This is a genomic window from Acinetobacter sp. R933-2, assembly GCF_030325485.1.
GTDB classification, from domain to species: Bacteria; Pseudomonadota; Gammaproteobacteria; order Pseudomonadales; family Moraxellaceae; genus Acinetobacter; species Acinetobacter sichuanensis.
Window position 1 is genome coordinate 177,613 of the sequence record NZ_JACAIJ010000003.1, and the last position, 19,725, is coordinate 197,337.

General features: G+C 36.5%; 19 protein-coding genes. 11 read left to right on the forward strand and 8 right to left on the reverse strand.

Annotation, left to right across the window (positions count from 1 at the left end):
* Positions 1 to 7 precede the first annotated feature (7 nt).
* A complete protein-coding gene (locus HX005_RS04980) occupies positions 8 to 640 on the reverse strand; it encodes a hypothetical protein (RefSeq protein ID WP_107006494.1) in 633 nt (210 codons plus the stop codon).
* A 90-nt stretch (positions 641 to 730) separates the two neighbouring features.
* Between HX005_RS04980 and HX005_RS04985 the strand changes: the two genes are divergently transcribed.
* Both HX005_RS04985 and HX005_RS04990 read left to right on the forward strand, forming a co-directional pair.
* A complete protein-coding gene (locus HX005_RS04985; protein WP_107006493.1) occupies positions 731 to 1,108 on the forward strand; it encodes a DUF3144 domain-containing protein in 378 nt (125 codons plus the stop codon).
* A 54-nt stretch (positions 1,109 to 1,162) separates the two neighbouring features.
* Positions 1,163 to 1,561: a DUF3144 domain-containing protein gene (locus HX005_RS04990; protein ID WP_107006492.1), complete on the forward strand. Its 399-nt coding sequence runs from the start codon at positions 1,163 to 1,165 to the stop codon at positions 1,559 to 1,561.
* Positions 1,562 to 1,668: 107 nt separating this feature from the next.
* Here HX005_RS04990 and HX005_RS04995 read toward each other — a convergent pair whose 3' ends face one another.
* From HX005_RS04995 to HX005_RS05010, 4 genes are all read right to left on the reverse strand, one after another.
* On the reverse strand, positions 1,669 to 4,437 hold the full coding sequence (locus HX005_RS04995; protein WP_286376509.1) for a M16 family metallopeptidase: 2,769 nt from the start codon (positions 4,435 to 4,437) through the stop codon (positions 1,669 to 1,671).
* A 115-nt stretch (positions 4,438 to 4,552) separates the two neighbouring features.
* Complete coding sequence (locus HX005_RS05000; protein ID WP_286376510.1) at positions 4,553 to 5,728, reverse strand: winged helix-turn-helix domain-containing protein; 1,176 nt, start codon at positions 5,726 to 5,728, stop codon at positions 4,553 to 4,555.
* Positions 5,729 to 5,935: 207 nt separating this feature from the next.
* On the reverse strand, positions 5,936 to 6,766 hold the full coding sequence (locus HX005_RS05005; RefSeq protein ID WP_286376511.1) for a PhzF family phenazine biosynthesis protein: 831 nt from the start codon (positions 6,764 to 6,766) through the stop codon (positions 5,936 to 5,938).
* A gap of 134 nt (positions 6,767 to 6,900) precedes the next feature.
* Entirely contained in the window at positions 6,901 to 8,292 is a 1,392-nt protein-coding gene (locus HX005_RS05010) for an L-cystine transporter (RefSeq protein ID WP_286376512.1), read from the reverse strand.
* A gap of 386 nt (positions 8,293 to 8,678) precedes the next feature.
* On the opposite strand from HX005_RS05010, the gene HX005_RS05015 reads away from it, so the two are divergent.
* Positions 8,679 to 9,842, forward strand: coding sequence for a YbfB/YjiJ family MFS transporter (locus HX005_RS05015; RefSeq protein WP_286376513.1), 1,164 nt, complete (start codon positions 8,679 to 8,681; stop codon positions 9,840 to 9,842).
* A 71-nt stretch (positions 9,843 to 9,913) separates the two neighbouring features.
* On the opposite strand, the gene HX005_RS19630 is transcribed toward HX005_RS05015, so the two are convergent.
* The 3 genes from HX005_RS19630 to icd all read right to left on the reverse strand — a co-directional run bounded on the left by HX005_RS19630 (position 9,914) and on the right by icd (position 12,135).
* Entirely contained in the window at positions 9,914 to 10,249 is a 336-nt protein-coding gene (locus HX005_RS19630; RefSeq protein ID WP_353621994.1) for a pentapeptide repeat-containing protein, read from the reverse strand.
* 51 nt (positions 10,250 to 10,300) lie between these two features.
* A complete protein-coding gene (locus tag HX005_RS05020; protein ID WP_286376514.1) occupies positions 10,301 to 10,783 on the reverse strand; it encodes a hypothetical protein in 483 nt (160 codons plus the stop codon).
* Between the two features lie 95 nt (positions 10,784 to 10,878).
* On the reverse strand, positions 10,879 to 12,135 hold the full coding sequence (gene icd / locus HX005_RS05025; RefSeq protein ID WP_286376515.1) for an NADP-dependent isocitrate dehydrogenase: 1,257 nt from the start codon (positions 12,133 to 12,135) through the stop codon (positions 10,879 to 10,881).
* Between the two features lie 553 nt (positions 12,136 to 12,688).
* On the opposite strand from icd, the gene HX005_RS05030 reads away from it, so the two are divergent.
* From HX005_RS05030 to ahcY, 8 genes are all read left to right on the forward strand, one after another.
* Complete coding sequence (locus HX005_RS05030; protein ID WP_286376516.1) at positions 12,689 to 13,477, forward strand: rRNA large subunit pseudouridine synthase E; 789 nt, start codon at positions 12,689 to 12,691, stop codon at positions 13,475 to 13,477.
* 223 nt (positions 13,478 to 13,700) lie between these two features.
* Positions 13,701 to 14,105, forward strand: a complete 405-nt coding sequence (paaI, locus tag HX005_RS05035; protein WP_107006483.1) for a hydroxyphenylacetyl-CoA thioesterase PaaI — start codon at positions 13,701 to 13,703, stop codon at positions 14,103 to 14,105.
* A gap of 174 nt (positions 14,106 to 14,279) precedes the next feature.
* Positions 14,280 to 14,666 carry a carboxymuconolactone decarboxylase family protein gene (locus HX005_RS05040; protein ID WP_286376517.1) on the forward strand — a complete coding sequence of 129 codons (387 nt, stop codon included), beginning with the start codon at positions 14,280 to 14,282 and terminating at the stop codon, positions 14,664 to 14,666.
* A gap of 208 nt (positions 14,667 to 14,874) precedes the next feature.
* Positions 14,875 to 15,231 carry a hypothetical protein gene (locus tag HX005_RS05045; protein ID WP_502872719.1) on the forward strand — a complete coding sequence of 119 codons (357 nt, stop codon included), beginning with the start codon at positions 14,875 to 14,877 and terminating at the stop codon, positions 15,229 to 15,231.
* 1 nt (position 15,232) lies between these two features.
* Positions 15,233 to 16,939 carry a PepSY-associated TM helix domain-containing protein gene (locus HX005_RS05050; RefSeq protein WP_286376518.1) on the forward strand — a complete coding sequence of 569 codons (1,707 nt, stop codon included), beginning with the start codon at positions 15,233 to 15,235 and terminating at the stop codon, positions 16,937 to 16,939.
* The gene (locus HX005_RS05055) at positions 16,936 to 17,274 is read left to right on the forward strand and encodes a DUF3325 domain-containing protein (RefSeq protein ID WP_286376519.1); all 339 of its coding nucleotides are present in this window, start codon (positions 16,936 to 16,938) and stop codon (positions 17,272 to 17,274) included. Before HX005_RS05050 ends, HX005_RS05055 begins: the two co-directional genes overlap by 4 nt.
* A gap of 98 nt (positions 17,275 to 17,372) precedes the next feature.
* Positions 17,373 to 17,882, forward strand: coding sequence for a tetratricopeptide repeat protein (locus tag HX005_RS05060; protein WP_286376520.1), 510 nt, complete (start codon positions 17,373 to 17,375; stop codon positions 17,880 to 17,882).
* 394 nt (positions 17,883 to 18,276) lie between these two features.
* Positions 18,277 to 19,659, forward strand: coding sequence for an adenosylhomocysteinase (gene ahcY, locus HX005_RS05065; RefSeq protein WP_107006478.1), 1,383 nt, complete (start codon positions 18,277 to 18,279; stop codon positions 19,657 to 19,659).
* Positions 19,660 to 19,725: the final 66 nt, after the last annotated feature.

Consider the following 19,725-nt stretch of genomic DNA (forward strand, 5'->3'; position numbering starts at 1 on the left):
AATGCGATTAACGATATTTCCCAAATATTTTCCAAGTTTGGTTATCTGCTAAAGGATCACTATAACTGTCATTTCGTTGCTTACGTGGCTTATCACGTGCATCAATCAATTCAAAATGCTCTTCTGTGCTTAATACTAAACCATTCACATAAAAACGAGTACGTGTATATTCACTTTGACCATGCTGAAAAATATACGTTCTTAAATCAATAAACTCACGATGTGCCACTAAGGCTGCGGTATCATCGCTATTTAACCAATGTTTCATGGCTAAAACTTGTTCAGGCTCAAACTGACCACATTTATCCATCAAACTGGCTAAACCACGAAAAGTTTTAGATTCTTTTGCTCGTGTTTTATTAATACGAATACGATCTACATGAAAGAAAAATAAGGGTAAATTTAAGTGGCTAGGGAGATGGACAGCATCTAAAACCTCATCTTCCATAAAGGGTTGAAATAAGTCTTGCGCACGTTCAATCAACCCTGTCCACTGATGATAATATTCGGCAACTTGTTGTTTTGAACCATAATAAATAGGTAGACCTTCAACATTTGCTAAATCTGTTGGCGGCCAAATATTTTGACGCAATAAGGCAATATCACTTTTTAAACTTTGTACCGCAATAGCATCTTGCATATACACCTCTTAAATTGTTTAATTTTATACTTAGGCTATTTTAAGTATGCTATAGTTTAAATATACATACAAGATATTGAGAGATTTTAAATGTCAAACAATTCAAATAATTTTGATGGTTTATTAGACCAAAACGAATCTGCACCAGATGAACAATTTTATCAACGTGCAGATGAGTTTATTGCACTTGCAAATGAGCTTGCAGACACGACAGATGATGCTGAACAATTCGCTCAATCTGCTGCAAAAGTCAGTGCTTCACTGATGTATGCCAATGCACGTTTTGACATTTGGTTGACTGCATGTGGTTATGACAAAGCTGAAGATATGCAAGCCAACAAAGAACAAATTTTGCAGTATTTTTTAGAGCAATATAAAGTTATGTTAGAAGATAATTTTGAAGAATATGCAAATAACTTTGAAGAATATATGAATCCACCACAGGATGAAGTTAAGCATTTCGTTTAAAGGCGAGATTGCCTATAATATGAGAATATTTATGTAATCGTTGTGGAAATATTCATGTCTCAAAAAATCGATGCTGCGGATGTCACTGAAGAAGAAGCGTTAAATGCCGTTTTTTTTGAGCGTGCCGATGAGTTCATCAAACAAGCCAATGAATTTTGCCGCCCACCAAAAGGTCAAAAACCTGATCCAAATGAGTTACGTGGTCAGGTCAGTGCAGCCATGTTATTTGCCACAGCTCGTTTTAATACATGGGTTGCAGCCAATACTTTTAAAGATGGCAACGAAATGCGTGATGCCAAAGAGCAAGTAATGTCTTATGTACTTCAACAGTTTCAAATGATGTTAGAAGACAACTATGACGAATATTGTGAACAATTCGAGAACTATTTACGCTTCCGTAAAAATGAAGAATTTCACACACATAAGCATGACCATGACCATCATCAACACTAATTTACAGACCTAAAAATGAAAAAAGCCTTGTCAATTACAAGGCTTTTTTATTCCTTTACAGATCATTAAAATAAAAACAATCGATCAAAATATGTGATTACAAAAAATTATGGTTTCTGTGCCGTACCATATTGGTCTGCCATTACCTCAACCAACTGATTCAGATCAATATATTTCTTAATCACAGCATCTACATCTGCTTTGGTCAATTTTGCAAACTCTTGATCACGTTGTGCTCGATCCAATAAGTTACGTTTATTTTGCATTTGGGAAACTAACATACGATGAATAATACGATCATCTTCAAGTGAAGTAACACGTTTTTTCATGATTCTGGCTTTTGCTGCTTCAAGCTCTTGTTCCGTTATGCCATTGCTTAATAATTCAGTTAATACTTGATGAATGACTTGTGAAACTTGGGCTGATTTTCCCGCAGTATAGTTGGCTTCTATCTTGATTGCACCAGACTCAACAACGTCATCCAGATCCAATTGACTACCAAAACCATAAACTAAAGCATTCTTTTCACGCAATTCCTTACCTAAACGAGAAGATAATTGTGAATCACCTAAAATATTATCTAATACAATTAATGCAGGTGCATCCACATGATATGCCCCAACAGGAATTGTCAAAATACTTTGATAATTACCAAACTCTCGTTGCTCTGAAAGTGCATGAACTTTTTGTGCTTTATATGCTTCAAAATCAGAGCTTAAACGCTCATATTTTTCTTTACTTTTCCAATTTCCTAACTGTGATTGAAGTAACTTTTGAATATGTTTAGCATCATATTGTCCTGTAATAGCAATTTGCGCATGATCCATTGCAAAAAATTTCTGATATAAATCTTTCACTTGCTGATTCGTCATTGACTTAATTTGCTGTTTTGCCAACTCTGGTTCATAGTGATAACGCAAATCACCTGCTTGATAAGTTTCTAGCAAACGAGAAATGGTTAATGCAGCTACAGTTTCAGGCTCGGTATAAGGACGATCTAAAGTCGCTAAACTTTGTAACTTGATTAAATCAAACTGTGATTGTTCAAACTTTGGCTTTTTCATCACAGCTAAAATATATTGAAAAAAGTCATCAAACTTATCTTTTTTCGCAGAAATTTGGATTTGCATCCCATTGCCATTTGCAACTGCACTGGCTGAACCACCTGCTTCTATCGTTTTATCTGCAATATCTTGCAAACTATATTGGTCTGAAGCACGCAATAACAAATAAGAAGTAAATTCAATAATCTCATCTTTATTGAATAAAGACTGTGCTGTACCGAACTCCACATTCAAGGTTGCATAGGTTTTATCATCACGAGTGGTCGTTGGAAATAGCGCATATTGCATTCCATTTTTCAGTTGACCACGTTGAATTTTTTGCTCAGATTTTTGCAAAAGCTGTTTTGAAACATCAACATACTGCGCTACTTCTTTTTTATATTCATCTGCTGACTTTAGTGGCTCTTCAGCAATGGTCTGCTGATCTAATGTTTTATTAGACTCCGTAGACTGTTTTTGCTCAAGGGCTTTCTTTTGATCTTCAGGAGTAGGCTGTATATCCCCACTAAAACGATGTGGTGACGTTAAAAATGTTTTTAAGGTTTGATTGGTTTCTGCGACTGTTAAAGCTTGTATTTTTTGTTGGTCTTTAAAATATTGTGTCCAATCACCATGTGATGATACAACATAATCACTCAACATTGAGCCGACTGCTGATGCACTACTCAATAGATTATCTTGTGCATTTTTCAAGAGATTTTTAACACGTTTTAACTCAACTTCATTAAATGCTGGGTTTTGTTCTACACCTGAAATTAAGGCTTGATCAATACGTTTTGCATCATGTGTAGGTGCATAAATTGCCCCCATTAAAATCAGATTAAAATCATCATCTAACCAAGTTGTTGATTGCACATTCGTTGCTATACCTGTTTCAACCATACTGGAATATAAATGACCACTAGGCTGCAATGTATATAAATAAGGTGTTAATGCTAAAACGGGTTGAATTGCTTCATTTTTCCCATTCATATAAATATTAAATTTTGCCAAATCACTGCCTTTTTTTACAATAAATTGGCGATTTTTTACAGTTGCTGAATCTAATAAGGGAACTTGTGCTTGTGTTGGTAATGCACGTTTTGGAATGGCACTAAAATTTTGATCAATTTGCTTTAAAACCTCAGCTTTATCAAACTTTCCTGAAATGACCATAACCGCATTATTGGGTGCGTACCAATCTTTATAGAACTTGTTCAATTCATTCATTTTAATGGATTGTAACTCAGGTAAATCACCTATCGGCAAACGTCCTAAGAATTGATTACCATAAGCTGCTTTCCACATTTGATCCATGAGTACAGCAAATGGCTGATCCATTCTGACTTCACGCTCACGCATGACAATATTAATTTCAGAAGGTACATATTTTTCTTGTAAAACCAACTGATCCATCCGTTCTGCTTCTAAATAAATAATTTCATTTAAAGCATTCGCTTCAGGACGTACAATATTGGTATATTTTGTTGAATAATAATCTGTGCTCGCATTCGTCATTAAAGTATAACGATCAAGTCGACGTTGAAATTCTTCGCCTTGAACATTTTTTGTTCCTTTAAAAGCAAGATGTTCTAGTAAATGTGCTAAGCCTCCTTTTCCTTTTGGATCATTCAAAGAACCTGTAAAATATACTGTATTAACAAAGACTTTACTCTCTTTCTCATTCGGTGCTAATAAGATACGAAAACCATTTTCTAAGGTATATTCTTCAATATTATGTTCAGATTTAACTAAAACAGGTTGGGCAAAAGCCGCTATCCCGACGCCCATTAAACAAAGAGATAAAGTGAGTTTTTTCAACCGCATTAACATAGAAATTCCAGATTTTTTGGATAAATTTTAAAAAATTGTAAACAGCTTAGCTTAAGAAAGACTGCAATAAATAGTTAATTTTTGAAACTTTTTACTGTTCAATCACATTTAAAAATCAGGACTGCCATTTTTGTAAAAATTTTATTTCAGTCGTATCCACCACATTGCATTGGTTAAATGCTGCAAACCTTTCCAGTTCCTGCATCAGTAGAAAATAAAACTGATCCTGATCTAGCCATGATTTGGCTTCATCCTGTAAATGAAAACTACACAGTTGCAGAATTTTTTCTCCCCGATGCGCTTTACAATCCATCCGCCCTACCAGTTGATCAGCATATAAAATAGGCAAACAAAAATAGCCAAAACGGCGCTGCTCGGCAGGTAAATAGCACTCCAACCGATAATCCATCGCAAAAATCTGCTCTAAGCGTTCACGATGGATCAGTACATTATCAAAAGGAGATAGAATTTTAAGCTGTACTTGTGGCTGTAGCGTATGCGCCAAAGCCTGCGTGTCGACATATAAAAGCTGCCCATTCGCCTGCTGAATAGGCATAATAGTGCCAAGCTGAAGCTGTTCATCAATAATTTGACGCATTGCCTTTTGTAGTGACTGACCTGTTTTTAAGTGCAATAGCTGTTTTAAACTGAAAATACCATGTGCCCGTAGCGTCTGATCAAATAAATATTGTGCATATTGTTGCAGATCAGGTTCGCTTAAATCGAGATCTGCGGGTAAACATCGCGCTGTCAGATCATAAATTTTTTCCATGCCCTGACGCTGACAAATCATCAGATCACCTTGCATAAATAACTGCTCAAGTGCACGTCTTCCTGTACTTGACTTCCATCCTTGTCCCGCAACCTGACGATGCCGAAGCTCCAGATCACGTAATTTGAGTGGACCTTCTGCTGTGATTTGCGCCATGATTTCAGTCATTAACTGAGGCTCACCACGATTAAAATAACGGCTTTCACCACGTCGGACTGCATTCATCTGGATTAAAGCAAAACGATAATCACGCATGGGTAAATATGCTGCAGCATGTGCCCAATATTCAAAAATCTGTTGATCTTTCACCAAATGATTCAAATGATCTTGCTGATAATCCTGCACACGATTCCATAACACATGATGATGTGCCCGCTCCGCAACGGAAATGGTATCAATTTGCACATAACCCAAGTGTTGAATCATGCTCAATGTTCCTGACTTTCCGATATATTCCGTAGCATCTGGGATTAATTTTTGATGAGCCAATGCCAATTGTCTTAAATTTTGTTGATGCATAAATCACACAATATAGCTGTTATTTTCAGGTGAATATTAAAGTTATAGATTTAAATACTGATTTGAATGAGCAAAGCAGAATGATACAAAAGTTGAAGCATCCACATCAGCCTTAAAATGTCACTTCTTAAAAGATCACTCAAGCAGACTTTCCCTCAAGAAAGTCTCCAGCATGCCAACATTATTTTTTAAGATACAATGCAGAATTTACAGAGAAAGTTCAGCCACCATATACAACTGCGCATAACCTGAAATTTCAATACGTTGATCATTCAAAATTTTACAATATAACTCTCCGCCTCGTGCAGAAGCCTGATAAGCAATCAGTTGATCTTTACCGAGTTTCTCAGCCCATAACGGTGCCAATCCTGTATGCATGGAACCTGTCACAGGGTCTTCATCAATGCCTTTATGTGGTGCAAAATAACGTGCAATATAATCATATTTTGAAGAAGCTGCCGTGATGGTCAGATCCAATTGATCTTCTTTGGCAGTGATTGCAGTTGAAATTTTATAGGATGCTGCAAGTTTCTGAATTACATCTAAATTTGGAATAGCATCTTGAACCGCTTGTGCTGACTTTAATACCAAAATAAAAGCTTGCGGACTGATATAAACCTCTTCAAAAGGCTGATCAATCACCTGATTTAACAGTTCAGGATAATTCAGCAAAGGTTCAGCTCTACGAATTGGAAAATTCATGTGAATCATTCCATTTTCATTGCGCTGAATAATAAAAATACCTAAATTTTCAACATGAAATTGCAGTGTGGTTGCCACTGTATAATGTTCAAATAAAACAAAAGCTGATGCCAAAGTTGCATGTCCACAGAAATCCACCTCCAAAATTGGGGTAAACCAACGGATTGCATAGTTTTCCGCATCCATTTTTTTAACAAATGCAGTTTCAGCCAGATTATTTTCCAAGGCAATTTTCTGCATGAGGGCATCTTCCAGCCATTCATCCAGAACCAATACAGCCGCAGGATTACCCTTAAATAATTGTTGGGTAAAAGCATCAACCTGATACATTTTCATGTTTAATCTCCTCATTCATGGGTATTTTAGCCAAAACCATTGCTTGAAAAACAGATACACTTTTTATTTTTAACCAGATACAAAAAAAGCATTATGTGACCATAATGCTTTTAAATAAAAATGCTCAGCAAAGCTTAGCGCTGCTGTAATTCTTCATATTGTTCTGACTGTAAAATGGTTTGATCAGTTTGCCCCATCAATTGACTGGTGACCATGCCCGCAGTCATGGATCCATCCACATTTAAGGCTGTACGCCCCATATCAATCAAAGGTTCAATTGAAATTAACAATGCCACTAAAGTTACAGGTAATCCCATAATAGGTAAAACAATAAGAGCAGCAAAGGTTGCGCCACCACCGACACCTGCTACACCTATCGAACTCAGGGTGACAATACATGCCAATGTTAAAATCCAAACAGGATCTAGTGGATTAATTCCAACTGTTGGAGCAACCATAACAGCAAGCATTGCAGGATATAAACCAGCACAGCCATTTTGACCAATGGTTGTACCAAACGAAGCTGAAAAACTGGCAATTGACTCAGGCACACCTAAACGACGAGTTTGCGCTTCAATATTCAAAGGTATACTTGCGGCACTTGAACGACTGGTAAAAGCAAAGGTCAGCACAGGTAAAACTTTTTTAAAAAAGCGAATCGGGTTGACACCTGTTAAAGCCAAAATGATGGCATGCACAATAAACATAATGGCAAGACCAACATAAGAAGCCACTAAAAAACCACCAAGGTTTATAATGTCCACAAGTTTAGAACTCGCAACGACTTTTGTGATCAATGCAAAAACACCATAAGGTGTAAGTAACATAACCAAACGAACTAGCTTCATCACCCAAGCTTGTAATGTTTCAATGGCTGTTACAATACGCTGTCCTTTTTCAGCATTCTCTTTAATCAATTGAATACCAGCAAGACCTAAAAATGTCGCAAAAATTACAACACTAATAATAGAAGTTGGATTTGCACCTGTTAATTCAGCAAAAGGGTTTGTAGGAACAAAAGATAAAATAAAATCTGGAACATTTAAATCGGTTACTTTACCAACATAATCAGAATTTAACTTTGCTAAACGTTCTGTTTCTTGCGTTCCTTGAACCAGTCCTGCTGCACTTAAACCAAATAAATTCGTTACAAATACACCAACCAATGCGGCAATCAAAGTCGTAAATAGTAAAGTTCCTATACTAAAAATACTAATTTTACCCAATGAACTTGCATCATGAAGTTTAATCACAGCACTCAGAATAGAAATAAATACCAATGGCATAACCACCATTTGTAATAGTTTTACATAACCATTACCTACGATATTAAACCATTGAATAGATTCAGTTAATATTTCTGGCTGTGCGCTATAAACAAGATGTAAACCTAAACCAAATCCCACACCTAAACATAAGCCTGCGAAAACTTTTTTAGCAAGACTCCAGTTCGTTTTTCGGGTTTGCATCAAGATCAGAATTAAACCTGCGAATATCAAAATATTCAAAATGAGCGGATAATTCATTCAATTTCCAATTTTTTACACTGCTTTTATTATATTCTAATTCAGTGGAATTCCTTGTTATTTAGCATTTTTATGTATAAATGGCGAATTTTCACCCAAATTATAATAAATTGATAAATCAAATACTTCTTGCTTATATCTAAAAAAATAATAAGTATTTCTAAAAATAAAATATATAAGTGTATAACATTCAAACCAAACTCAAATGACTGTAACACTCTTTATATTTTTTATATAAGTGTCTTTTTCATTTGAAAAAAAACATAAATCATCACAGTTTAAGTATTCCTCAAATAAATAATCAAAATAACTTGCCAAGTTTTAAGCAGCAATTTAGTGTAAGACTCATGATTAAAACAGATGATAAAAAATTGAGTAATCAAATCATGTCAATAAGCAAAATTAAACTGAGTCTTTTTCTCTGCTTAAGTACATGTTTAGGCATTGGTTTATTGCGTTTTTCTTATACAGCTCTTCTTCCTTCAACACGTGAAAGTTATGAATGGACAGCTCACTTTGCCAGTATGTTAGGCAGTGCCAATCTTCTTGGTTATTTGATAGGGGCTTTTTTCGCAATGAAGCTACCACAAAATCAGAGTATGGCAAAATACTTACTCTATGCTGCATTTGCAGGTAGTTTAAGTCTACTCAGTTGTGCTTTTGCTGAGCTTCCTGCAAGTTGGTATGTTTTTTGGCGTATTATTTCAGGTGTCAGTGGTGGATTATTGATGATTCTTGCACCGAGTGTTGTAGTGCAATGTTGTGCCGTAGAAGATCGCTTAAAAATTAACTTTATTGGTTTTAGTGGAATTGGGATTGGTGTCCTAATTGCAACTTTATTTATGCCGTATTTAGATCATATTTCAACACAAACTGCATGGCTCATTTTATTTGCTTTTTCATTTATTATTTGTCTCATTCTTTTATATTTGCTTAACATTTTTAAAAATCATCTCAATAATATTCAAATGCCACTCCAACAAAACAATGTGATGGATGGCATGTATTTTAGCTTATTACTGGTTTATGCCTGTAGTGCATTTGCCTATGTGCCGCACTCTTTATTTTGGATTGATTATTTAAAAAACACTTTGGCTCTTGATTTATATCATATTAATTTTAATTGGATTTTATATGGTTCAGGGAGTGCTTTGGGTGCAATTAGTGCTTATGTATTCGCACGGATTTTTGGGCATTTTACGGCACTTAAAATCTTATATAGCTTGTATGTTGTAGCAATTATTATTGCCATTTTAGATTTAAACCCTATTTTTACTTATATATCTTCATTTTTTACAGGTTTACTCAACCCTGCTGTAGTTTTTTTAACCTCATTTACCATTATGCAGCTTTATGGCGTGGCGTATAAAAAACTTTGGAGTATAGCGACCTTGGCGTTTGCGCTTACACAATTAGTCGGTGGTTTATGTTTTAGTGCTTTACAACATTTTGGAGTAAATTATCATCAACAATTTATACTTGCTGCTGCTGTGTTAATGGTCGGTACATTACAATTTTTTGTTTATAGCCTGCGAGCAAAGCCGCTTTAATATCATCCAAGTTAATACGCTATTGAACATACATAAACGCTTATTAGGCTGATATTTTTAAAAATATTTTTCTAGATAAAATCCAAACTTAACTGAGAATTAATCTGACAATTCACAAATTCAGTCTTAGAAATTTGCATATATTTCATGTTACAACACTTAAAAGTACAATTTTCGATATGTGATTGATGAATAATCAATGTAATCATATTGGTTTCTATAAAATAACAATGTTCAAAATGACATTTTATAAAAAAAGCACCACGCAAATTGGTTTTAAACCATGTAAACCCTATAAAATGGATATTATAAAATCTCACTCTATGTAAATTTACAGCATTAAACTGAAATTTTCCGATAAAAACAAAACTTCTAAAATTTTGTTCAAACATAAAATCATACATCATGCTTTATAAGCGTCTCCCATGCGATTTTAAAAAGTCATCATAAAACTAATCTTAGCGATAATCTGTTTGTACAATTTGAGGATCAAGATCCAATAATAAATCTGAGAATAATCCCTTTTTCAAACACGCATCAAAGCCATAGCTTGTGTTTAGCATTAAGGTATTTAAACTTGCCTGTAATTGCTCAAAAGTTGCTATTTCCAACACTTTTGAGAAAATAATCTGGCTACGCTTTTTACTTGTAATTCCTTCATTGATCACATAAAGGTCAATTTCATAGCTTAAATCCACAATTTTATCGTGTTCATATCGCGGATACGAACTGACCCACAATGTCACTTTATATTGTTTTGTCCAAATAAACTCTGCCAAAAAAACATTATAGCCAAGATAAAATTCAGTAATTTCAAATAGATCATCTTCATTCAAAGCATTGATCACATCTAAGGGAACTTGAATTAAATTATTCTTTGCAATACTCCAGCGTGCTGGAACACGAAGTGAAATCAATGTCTTATAAAATTCATTTATCATTTTTATCCAATCTTTAAGTTTACAGAACCAACAATATAAAAAAGCCCATCAGTTCTATGAGCTTCTTTTTATTGTATTGTAATGGATGTAATGAATTAACTGTCCATATGTATAATAATCGCTTGAGCAAATTCAGAACAACGTAATAATTTTGCACCTTTCATTAAACGTTCAAAATCATAAGTCACTGTTTTAGCTTCAATTGCAGCCGAAATACCCTTAATAATCAAATCTGCTGCCTCAGTCCACCCCATATCACGCAGCATCATTTCCGCAGAAAGAATAATCGAACCGGGGTTCACCTTATCCTGTCCTGCATATTTAGGTGCTGTGCCATGTGTCGCTTCATAAACTGAAATTGCCCCGCCAATATTGGCACCCGGTGCAATGCCAATACCACCCACTTCAGCAGCCAAGGCATCAGAAATATAATCGCCATTTAAGTTTAAGGTGGCAATCACAGAATAATCCGCAGGGCGCATTAAAATTTGTTGCAGGAATGCATCAGCAATCACATCTTTAATGATGATGTCCTTACCTGTTTTTGGATTTTTGATTTTCACCCAAGGACCACCATCCAATAATTCACCTCCAAAACGCTCAAGTGCAAGTTCATAACCCCACTCTTTAAATGCGCCTTCGGTATATTTCATGATATTACCTTTATGCACCAAAGTGACTGAAGGTTTATCATTATCTATGGCAAATTGAATGGCTTTACGCACCAATCGCTGTGTGCCTTCTTTGGAAACAGGTTTTATTCCAATACCACAATTTTCCTCAAAGCGGATTTTAGTAACACCCATTTCCTCTTTTAAAAATTTAATGACTTTTTTCGCTTCAGGCGAGTCAGCTTTCCACTCAATTCCGGCATAAATATCTTCGGAATTTTCACGGAAAATGACCATATCAGTCAGCTCAGGATGTAACAATGGTGAAGGCACTCCCTCAAACCAACGTACAGGGCGTACGCAGACATACAGGTCAAGTTCCTGTCTTAATGCGACATTTAAAGAGCGAATACCACCGCCTACAGGTGTGGTTAATGGACCTTTGATTGAAACGACATATTCACGCAAAACCTCAAAGGTTTCTTCGGGCATATAAGTGCCATAAATTTTATTGGCTTTTTCGCCACAATACACTTCCATCCATTCAATCGAACGTTTGCCACTATAGGCTTTTTGTACCGCAGCATCGACCACGGCTTTCATTGCCGGTGTAATATCCACACCAATGCCATCTCCTTCAATAAAAGGAATAATAGGATGATTCGGAACATTGAGTGACAGATCTGCATTTACGGTAATTTTGCTGCCGTCCGCAGGTACAACGATCTTTTGATAACCCATTTTTCAGGATCTCCCTGTTGTTATAATTGGCGATTTTTAAAAATTCACAGTAATAAAAAGAGATTTTGCATCTTTCCCTATCTCTTAGAGATTAATCGAATTTGCATGTTTTTGAGATTTATATCAGGAATAACTACATTTCTTAATTGAATAAGCGACATGCTTTTACATTGTCTGGACTCAATCCACATGTTTCAACACATCTTACTGACTGTTGATGAATGCAAAGCATAAAGTTGCAGAGCATAAAATTTAATTCTGTTATAATCGCCCTCAATCCTGCGGGCTTTTTATTTTGATGCCTGCCCCACCTTTGTTAAAACGGGTCACTGAACTAATGCCAATCATTTAAGCATTTTTAATCCTTCCCAACTCTACTTTTTCAAAGCAGGGAACTTTTCATGACTAAAAATGACTTTAGTTAGTGGAAGTTCCCCTCTTTTCAAAGAGGGGTTAGGGGAGATTTTTAGGAATTTAGCCAATTATTTTGCTTAACTGAACGGCTTATACCGTACTCGATTTATTTTATTTCTCATGATATTAGTAGCTTAAGATGAAAATTGTCATTCTAAACAAGCCCTATGACGTCCTCTCCCAATTTCGTAAAGACGAAGCACATATGACGATCTCGGACTTTGTCGCTGATCCAACATTACGTATTGCGGGTCGTCTGGATATGGACTCAGAAGGATTGGTTTTTTTAACCGATCATGGTGGCTTGAACCAATTTATTACCAATCCTGCCAATAAAAAGTTTAAAACCTATTTGGTTCAGGTTGATGGTGATGTGACTGAGGAAGCTTTAGAGCAACTGCGTAAAGGCGTTGAACTTAAAGATGGTATCACTTTACCTGCCAAAGCTGAAAAAGTTGCACAACCTGAATGGTTATGGGAGCGTGATCCTCCTGTACGTTTCCGTGCCAATATTCCAACGTCTTGGATTGAAATTTCAATTTGTGAAGGGCGAAACCGTCAGGTTCGTCGTATGACTTCGGCTGTGGGTTTTCCAACTTTACGTTTGATTCGTACTAAAATTGGTGCGATTGATTTGGTGCAAATGGCACTTGAGCCTGGTGAAACCAAAGAGATTGAACCACTTTTATATCCAGACTTCCAAAATATACCTGCGGAAGAACCTTATCGTTCACGTTCTTATGTAAAAAAACCGGGTGGTACAGGTGGTAAACCGATGGTTCGTAAGAATAAAGATGGTTCTGTGAAAAAGTCAGGGACAAAGCGGATCTGGCAAATGGATGATAGTGAAAAACCAAAGCGTAAAACCAACGGTACGACGCGTCCAAATACCAAAGCACCGCGTGGTCGTGGACGTAATGGTCGTTAAGTTTTAAGTTTTAAGTTTTAAGTTTTAATGAAGCTCACATATGTGGGCTTTTTTAATTTTCTACGCTGCATAAGTTTATATTTTTATATAAAGTCTAACTCAGTTCTTAAAAATAATTACAGTTTTACGCTGTATTCATCTTGTCTTAGCATCATCAAAATGATATTCATGATACATTATTTTATATTTTAAAATAATTAAGTATCAATAAAGGAATTTTAAAATGACACAGGATTTACAAAAAAACGTTTTTGAAAATGATGCCGTAATGCAAAATTTAGGTGTTCAGCTTGATCACTATTCACATAAAACAGCACAGCTCTCCTTAACCATTACCACTGACCATACACAAGGATATGGAACTTGTCATGGTGGTATTATCTTTACACTTGCAGATGGTGCATTTGCGGTTGCATGTAATTCTGAAACAACAGCCGTTGGACAACATTGTACGATTAGCTATTTAAAACCTGGAAATGTTGGAGATACATTAACTGCAAAAGCGATATTTAAAGCACCTAGCGGTCGCTCTGAAATTTATGATATTACGCTAACAAACCAACACAATGAAATCATTGCAGAATTTCGAGGTGTATCACGAATGGTCAGTAAAATAAAAAATACTTAATATCACTAAAAAGTACATCTGCAAGACAGAATTGCTCAATCTTGATTGAAAGATTTGAATTTTTACAGCACTTGAGCGTAATACTTTTCTAAACTTAGACGTTCCGCCTATGGTTTTCTTGCTAAAAAGCTTTAGGCTATAACACATAATATTGAATGATCAGGATCAAGATCAATGTCACAACAAGATTATGAAAATGGCTTAAAAGTCCGCACAGAAGTTATGGGCGAAAGCTTTGTAAAACGCGCACAAGAAAATACTGTACCTTTCACACAACCTTTACAAGATTGGATCAATGAACACGCATGGGGTTCAACTTGGCAACGCGAAGATGTTTTGCCACGTAAATATCGCTCTCTCATTACCATTGCATTTTTAACTGCTCAAAAAAGCCCAACTGAATTAAAAGGTCATGTGCGTGGTGCATTAAATAATGGTGCGACTGTCGCAGAAATCCAAGAAGTTTTATTGCATAGCCTACCTTATTGTGGCGCACCTGCGACTCAAGAAGCTTTTCGTGCAGCACTTGAAGTGATTAATGAATACCAAAAAACTGAATAAAAATAAAAGTATAAGGCTAGTTACAATCTAGCCTTATGCTGATTGATCAAACATATTATAAATCTACATTCTGCGTTCAATAATCACGATATTCACCTGATTTAATTTTAAAAAATCTATATTTGTTTAGGCTTTTGATTTCTCTTGTTTTAAATTTTAATAATAATTGTTATCATTTGCATTAATATTAACCCTATGATCAATATGTATGTCTAGCGCCAATCTTGAGATGCAAAAATCTCCCCCTCTTATTTCGCCATCCGAAAAAGTAAAAAAAAGCATTAAAACTCAGTCATTATTCACATATCGAATCATGATTTTTTATCGTTTTATCTTGGCAATTTTAGGCGGCTACATTCTTGCTTCTTTATCAGCAATACTCATCGCACAAACTTTTGTAGAGTATCGTTCAAGTGCTGCTATGGCTGCTACTTTGATTGCATTTAGTCTGCATTGTGCTGTGTTTATTTGGGTTTTTATGGTGAATAAAACATTAAAAGCCACTTTAGGTATTTTCCTACCCATTCTCATTTTATTTTTAATTTATAAAGGTTTGGGCAACTAAAATGAGAACTGATGAAAAAATTGAAAGCCCTCGCCAATCAATGTCATGGTTACATACATGGGCAAGTTTAATTTTGGGTTGGTTACTTTACGCCATTTTCTTGACTGGAACGCTCAGTTTTTTTCAATCGGAAATTAGTGCATGGATGAAACCTGAATTTCATCAATCCATACCAAGCCAATCACAAATTCAAAATACGCAAGTCGCTTTAAATTATCTACAAAAAAATCATGCTGAAGCAGGGAGTTGGTCGATCCAACTGCCAAATTCACGACAAAATGTCACAACCTTAACCATTCGTAAACAAGGTGAAGACCCCCGTGCACGTCGTGGTGGTGAACGTGTGAGTATTGATAGCCAGACAGGTGAAGTTTTAACTGCACGTGATACACGTGGCGGTAGTTTCTTGTATCGTTTTCATTTTGAGCTTTATGGTTTACCACGTACATGGGCGCGTTGGATTGTCGGTATTGCGACGATGATGATGCTTGTTGCAATTATCAGTGGAATTATCACACATAAAAAAATCTTTAAAGATTTCTTTACCTTTCGTTCAGGTAAAGGACAACGCTCTTGGCTTGATGCACATAATGCCACAGCAGTTTTTGCGCTTCCCTTCCATATTATGATTACTTTTAGTGGCTTATTGCTGCTGTTATTTACCATTATGCCGTGGGGGGTCAATCAACTATATGAAAATCGTGGACAATTCCTACAAGATCAAAGCCGCTCTTTAGTACAGCAAAATAATAGCGAACGTGGCGAACGCCCTGCGAATGGTGAAAATTCACAAGCGCGTGGTGAAAGAGCCTCTCGTGGTGAACGCGGTGAAGGTCGTCAACGCCAAGCGCCTCAATCTGCACCATTGGCTGATCTTGCACCGATCATTGCTGCAACACAAGCAAAATGGAAAGACAATCCGATTGCAAGCATTAATATCATCAACCCTAATACCAACAAAGCCAAAATTGAATTACGTGCTTTACATGGCGAAAGCGTGGCACATCGTAACATTTATGCCAGTTTAGAATTTAATGGCGTGACAGGTCAGAACACCACAGATGACAGTGCAAAACTACTCAATCCTTCTATTCCAACAGGGATTTATAATGTCACAACTGTACTCCATGAAGCACGTGGTGTTGATTATGCTTTACGTTGGCTGTTATTTTTCTCAGGCATTGTAGGCACAATGATGGTCGCTACAGGACTGATTTTATGGTGTGTCAAACGTGCGCCACAGCAACAAAAACAGGGTTATAAATCTTTTGGTTATCGTGTTGTTGAAGTCACAAATATTGCAGCAATTATTGGCTTACCGATTGCCTGTGCTGCATATTTTTATGCGAACCGTTTTATTCCCACAGAAATAGAATTACGCTTAAATTGGGAAATTCGTACGTTCTTTATCATCTGGCTGCTGACCTTAATCTATGCAACACTACGCCCTCATCGCCAAGCATGGTTAGAATTATTAATGTTGGCAACGCTTGCATTTGCACTATTACCTATCATTAATTTTGCAACAGGTGGCGCAGCACTTTGGCAGTCCATCCCACAAGGTTTATGGATGATTGCAAGTTTTGATATTGCAATGTGGGTACTTGCTGCACTCTTTGCTTATAGTTTTTATAAAGTGAAAAAACACCAAGGTTTACCGAGTAAAAAAGCCAAAATAGCGCATAAAGTACAGGAGAATGAAGCATGATTTTCTTTCTCATCATTTGGTCTTTGTCTAATCTTGGCTTTTTTGCTTTAGCTAGTTCAATGTCAAAACATCAAAAGCAGATCTATTTGACCGAGTTAGATACATCTAAAACTCGTTTTGCACGCTGTATCGGTTGGTTGATTTTATTGGTCACCTTAGGAATTTGTATTTCTCAAGGACAAATAAGCAATATGATAAGCTATTGGGTCGGTGTGCTGACCTTTGCTGCGTTTTTTATTGGGTTAATGCTCAGTTATTTTCCTGAAAAAATTAAAAAACTTATGCAAATGTGTCTGTTACTTTCTATAATTAGTGGTTTACTTTACTTGCTCTGATTGTTTCAGATACCTTTGTGATGCCTGCCAATCTTCGGATTGGCTTTTTTGTGGTAACCTTTTAGGCTATGACGCTCTGATGCTTTGGATTTTTGAATATGTCTGATCTCCCTATTTCAACTGAACTATATAACCGTGCGATGGCTGGCAACCGTAATGCTCAATTTGAACTTGCTGAAATTTATATGCAAAGTGACAAAGATGAACATGTTGAATTGGCTGAAGAATGGGCACTGAAAGCAGCACAACTGGGTCATGTAGAAGCGATGTACTGGTTGGGTGAAGGCTATGCAGTCTATGCAAAAGATATGCTAGAAGAAGATCCTGAAGAAGCGAAAGCCTACTTTGAACATGCACATCGTTGGTTAGAACAAGCTGTTAAACACCATCACCCTGCTGCCATTTTTGAATTAGCCAATTTTTACCGCCGTGGGGATGTGGTAGAAAAGGATGTGGTTAAATCAATCGAAATGCTAGAACAAGCTGCTAAACTTGGCGAAGTACAAGCCATGCGTGACCTTGTCGCCATTTATGAACATGGTTTGGGTATAGATATTGATGAAGCAAAAGCTGATTTTTGGGCGGAAAAAGTAAAAGCAGCGGAATAAAAGTAGCAAGCTCATTGAATATATTTTTCAATGAGCTGATTCATTCTACTCAAAAAAACTTCAAGATTAAACTGAGCGTTTAATTCAAAAAAATATAATGAAAGACATCATTTAACAGAGCGAACACTGTTATTTCAAAGAATAGAAGAAGCGATCTAATCTCACCTTACAAAATTAGGCATTGAGATACAGCTCGATGAATAAAGCAACAAGATCACATTGGAATCAAACCAATTTCCAAGTACAATACGCCACAGTCGAGGGATGCTGCGACTTTCTTACAGGCACTAAATGTAAGATCGCTAGGCTCGACCATCGGTATGCTATTCAGATATACCAACAACGGCATCCGCGAACATACTGATCAATTTTTATTTTTATTAAGGAGATCGTGATGAACGCGGTTAATGCTTCATTTACAGATTATAAAGTTGCTGACATTTCACTTGCAGACTATGGTCGCAAAGAAATCAAACTTGCTGAAGCAGAAATGCCAGCTTTAATGGGTCTTCGTAAGCGTTATGCTGCTGCAAAACCACTTGCAGGTGCGAAAATCCTCGGCTGTATCCACATGACTATTCAAACTGCTGTTCTTATTGAAACATTGGTTGAATTAGGCGCAGAAGTTCGTTGGACATCTTGTAACATCTTCTCTACACAAGACCATGCTGCTGCTGCGATTGCTGCTGCGGGTATTCCTGTATTTGCTTGGAAAGGCGAAACTGAAGAAGAATACGTTTGGTGTTTAGAACAGCAAGTTAACGTAAATGGTACACCTTGGGATGCCAACATGATTTTGGACGATGGCGGTGACTTAACTGCACTTGTTCATGAAAAATATCCTGAAGTGATTGCAAAAATCCACGGTATTACAGAAGAAACAACAACAGGTGTTCAACGTCTGTATGAAATGCACCGTGATGGTACTTTAAAAGTTCCTGCGATCAACGTAAATGACTCTGTAACCAAGTCTAAAAACGACAACAAATATGGTTGCCGCCATTCATTAAACGATGCAATCAAACGCGGTACAGATATGCTTTTATCTGGCCGTCGTGCGCTTGTGATTGGTTATGGTGACGTAGGTAAAGGTTCTGCACAATCTCTTCGTCAAGAAGGCATGATTGTACGTGTCACTGAAGTTGATCCAATCTGTGCAATGCAAGCATGTATGGACGGTTACGAAGTTGTTGCTCCGTACAAAAACGGTGTACAAACTGGAAAAAAAGAAGACATCAACCTTGATCTTCTTCAAAATACTGACCTAATCGTGACTACAACTGGTAACTATCATGTATGTGACGCTGCAATGTTAGACAGCTTAAAAGCTGGCGCAGTGGTTTGTAACATCGGTCACTTTGATACTGAAATCGACACGAACTATTTACGTGGTTACAAATGGGTTGAAGTTAAGCCACAAGTTCACCAAGTGTATCGTTCAGAAGATGAAAATAACTATTTAATTCTTTTATCTGAAGGTCGTTTAGTGAACCTTGGTAATGCAACAGGTCACCCATCACGCATTATGGATGGTTCATTTGCTAACCAAGTTTTAGGTCAAATGCACTTGTTTGCTGAGAAATTTGCTGATCTTCCTGAAGATCAAAAACAAGCAGCGATCCGTGTTGAACTTATTCCTAAGAAACTCGATGAAGAAGTTGCTGCGGCAATGGTTGCAGGTTTTGGTGGTGTCTTGACTCAATTGACTCAAGTACAAGCAGATTACTTAGGTGTAGCTGTTGAAGGTCCATTTAAAGCTGAGGCTTATAAATATTAATTTTCATTAAGACCTCTCCCTAGCCCTCTCCTAAAAGGAGAGGGAATCCTTCATTGTGAAAATAAG

Bases quoted from the DNA above. Each gene is read 5' to 3' on its own strand.
- icd (WP_286376515.1), bottom strand. From the start codon at position 12,135: ATGGGTTATCAAAAGATCGTTGTACCTGCGGACGGCAGCAAAATTACC.
- HX005_RS04995 (WP_286376509.1), bottom strand. From the start codon at position 4,437: ATGTTAATGCGGTTGAAAAAACTCACTTTATCTCTTTGTTTAATGGGC.
- HX005_RS19630 (WP_353621994.1), bottom strand. From the start codon at position 10,249: ATGATGTATGATTTTATGTTTGAACAAAATTTTAGAAGTTTTGTTTTT.
- HX005_RS04990 (WP_107006492.1), top strand. From the start codon at position 1,163: ATGTCTCAAAAAATCGATGCTGCGGATGTCACTGAAGAAGAAGCGTTA.
- HX005_RS05015 (WP_286376513.1), top strand. From the start codon at position 8,679: ATGTCAATAAGCAAAATTAAACTGAGTCTTTTTCTCTGCTTAAGTACA.
- HX005_RS05050 (WP_286376518.1), top strand. From the start codon at position 15,233: ATGAGAACTGATGAAAAAATTGAAAGCCCTCGCCAATCAATGTCATGG.
- HX005_RS05030 (WP_286376516.1), top strand. From the start codon at position 12,689: ATGAAAATTGTCATTCTAAACAAGCCCTATGACGTCCTCTCCCAATTT.
- HX005_RS05000 (WP_286376510.1), bottom strand. From the start codon at position 5,728: ATGCATCAACAAAATTTAAGACAATTGGCATTGGCTCATCAAAAATTA.
- HX005_RS05055 (WP_286376519.1), top strand. From the start codon at position 16,936: ATGATTTTCTTTCTCATCATTTGGTCTTTGTCTAATCTTGGCTTTTTT.
- HX005_RS05010 (WP_286376512.1), bottom strand. From the start codon at position 8,292: ATGAATTATCCGCTCATTTTGAATATTTTGATATTCGCAGGTTTAATT.
- ahcY (WP_107006478.1), top strand. From the start codon at position 18,277: ATGAACGCGGTTAATGCTTCATTTACAGATTATAAAGTTGCTGACATT.
- HX005_RS04985 (WP_107006493.1), top strand. From the start codon at position 731: ATGTCAAACAATTCAAATAATTTTGATGGTTTATTAGACCAAAACGAA.
- HX005_RS05020 (WP_286376514.1), bottom strand. From the start codon at position 10,783: ATGATAAATGAATTTTATAAGACATTGATTTCACTTCGTGTTCCAGCA.
- HX005_RS05045 (WP_502872719.1), top strand. From the start codon at position 14,875: ATGTCTAGCGCCAATCTTGAGATGCAAAAATCTCCCCCTCTTATTTCG.
- HX005_RS05060 (WP_286376520.1), top strand. From the start codon at position 17,373: ATGTCTGATCTCCCTATTTCAACTGAACTATATAACCGTGCGATGGCT.
- HX005_RS04980 (WP_107006494.1), bottom strand. From the start codon at position 640: ATGCAAGATGCTATTGCGGTACAAAGTTTAAAAAGTGATATTGCCTTA.
- HX005_RS05040 (WP_286376517.1), top strand. From the start codon at position 14,280: ATGTCACAACAAGATTATGAAAATGGCTTAAAAGTCCGCACAGAAGTT.
- HX005_RS05005 (WP_286376511.1), bottom strand. From the start codon at position 6,766: ATGAAAATGTATCAGGTTGATGCTTTTACCCAACAATTATTTAAGGGT.
- paaI (WP_107006483.1), top strand. From the start codon at position 13,701: ATGACACAGGATTTACAAAAAAACGTTTTTGAAAATGATGCCGTAATG.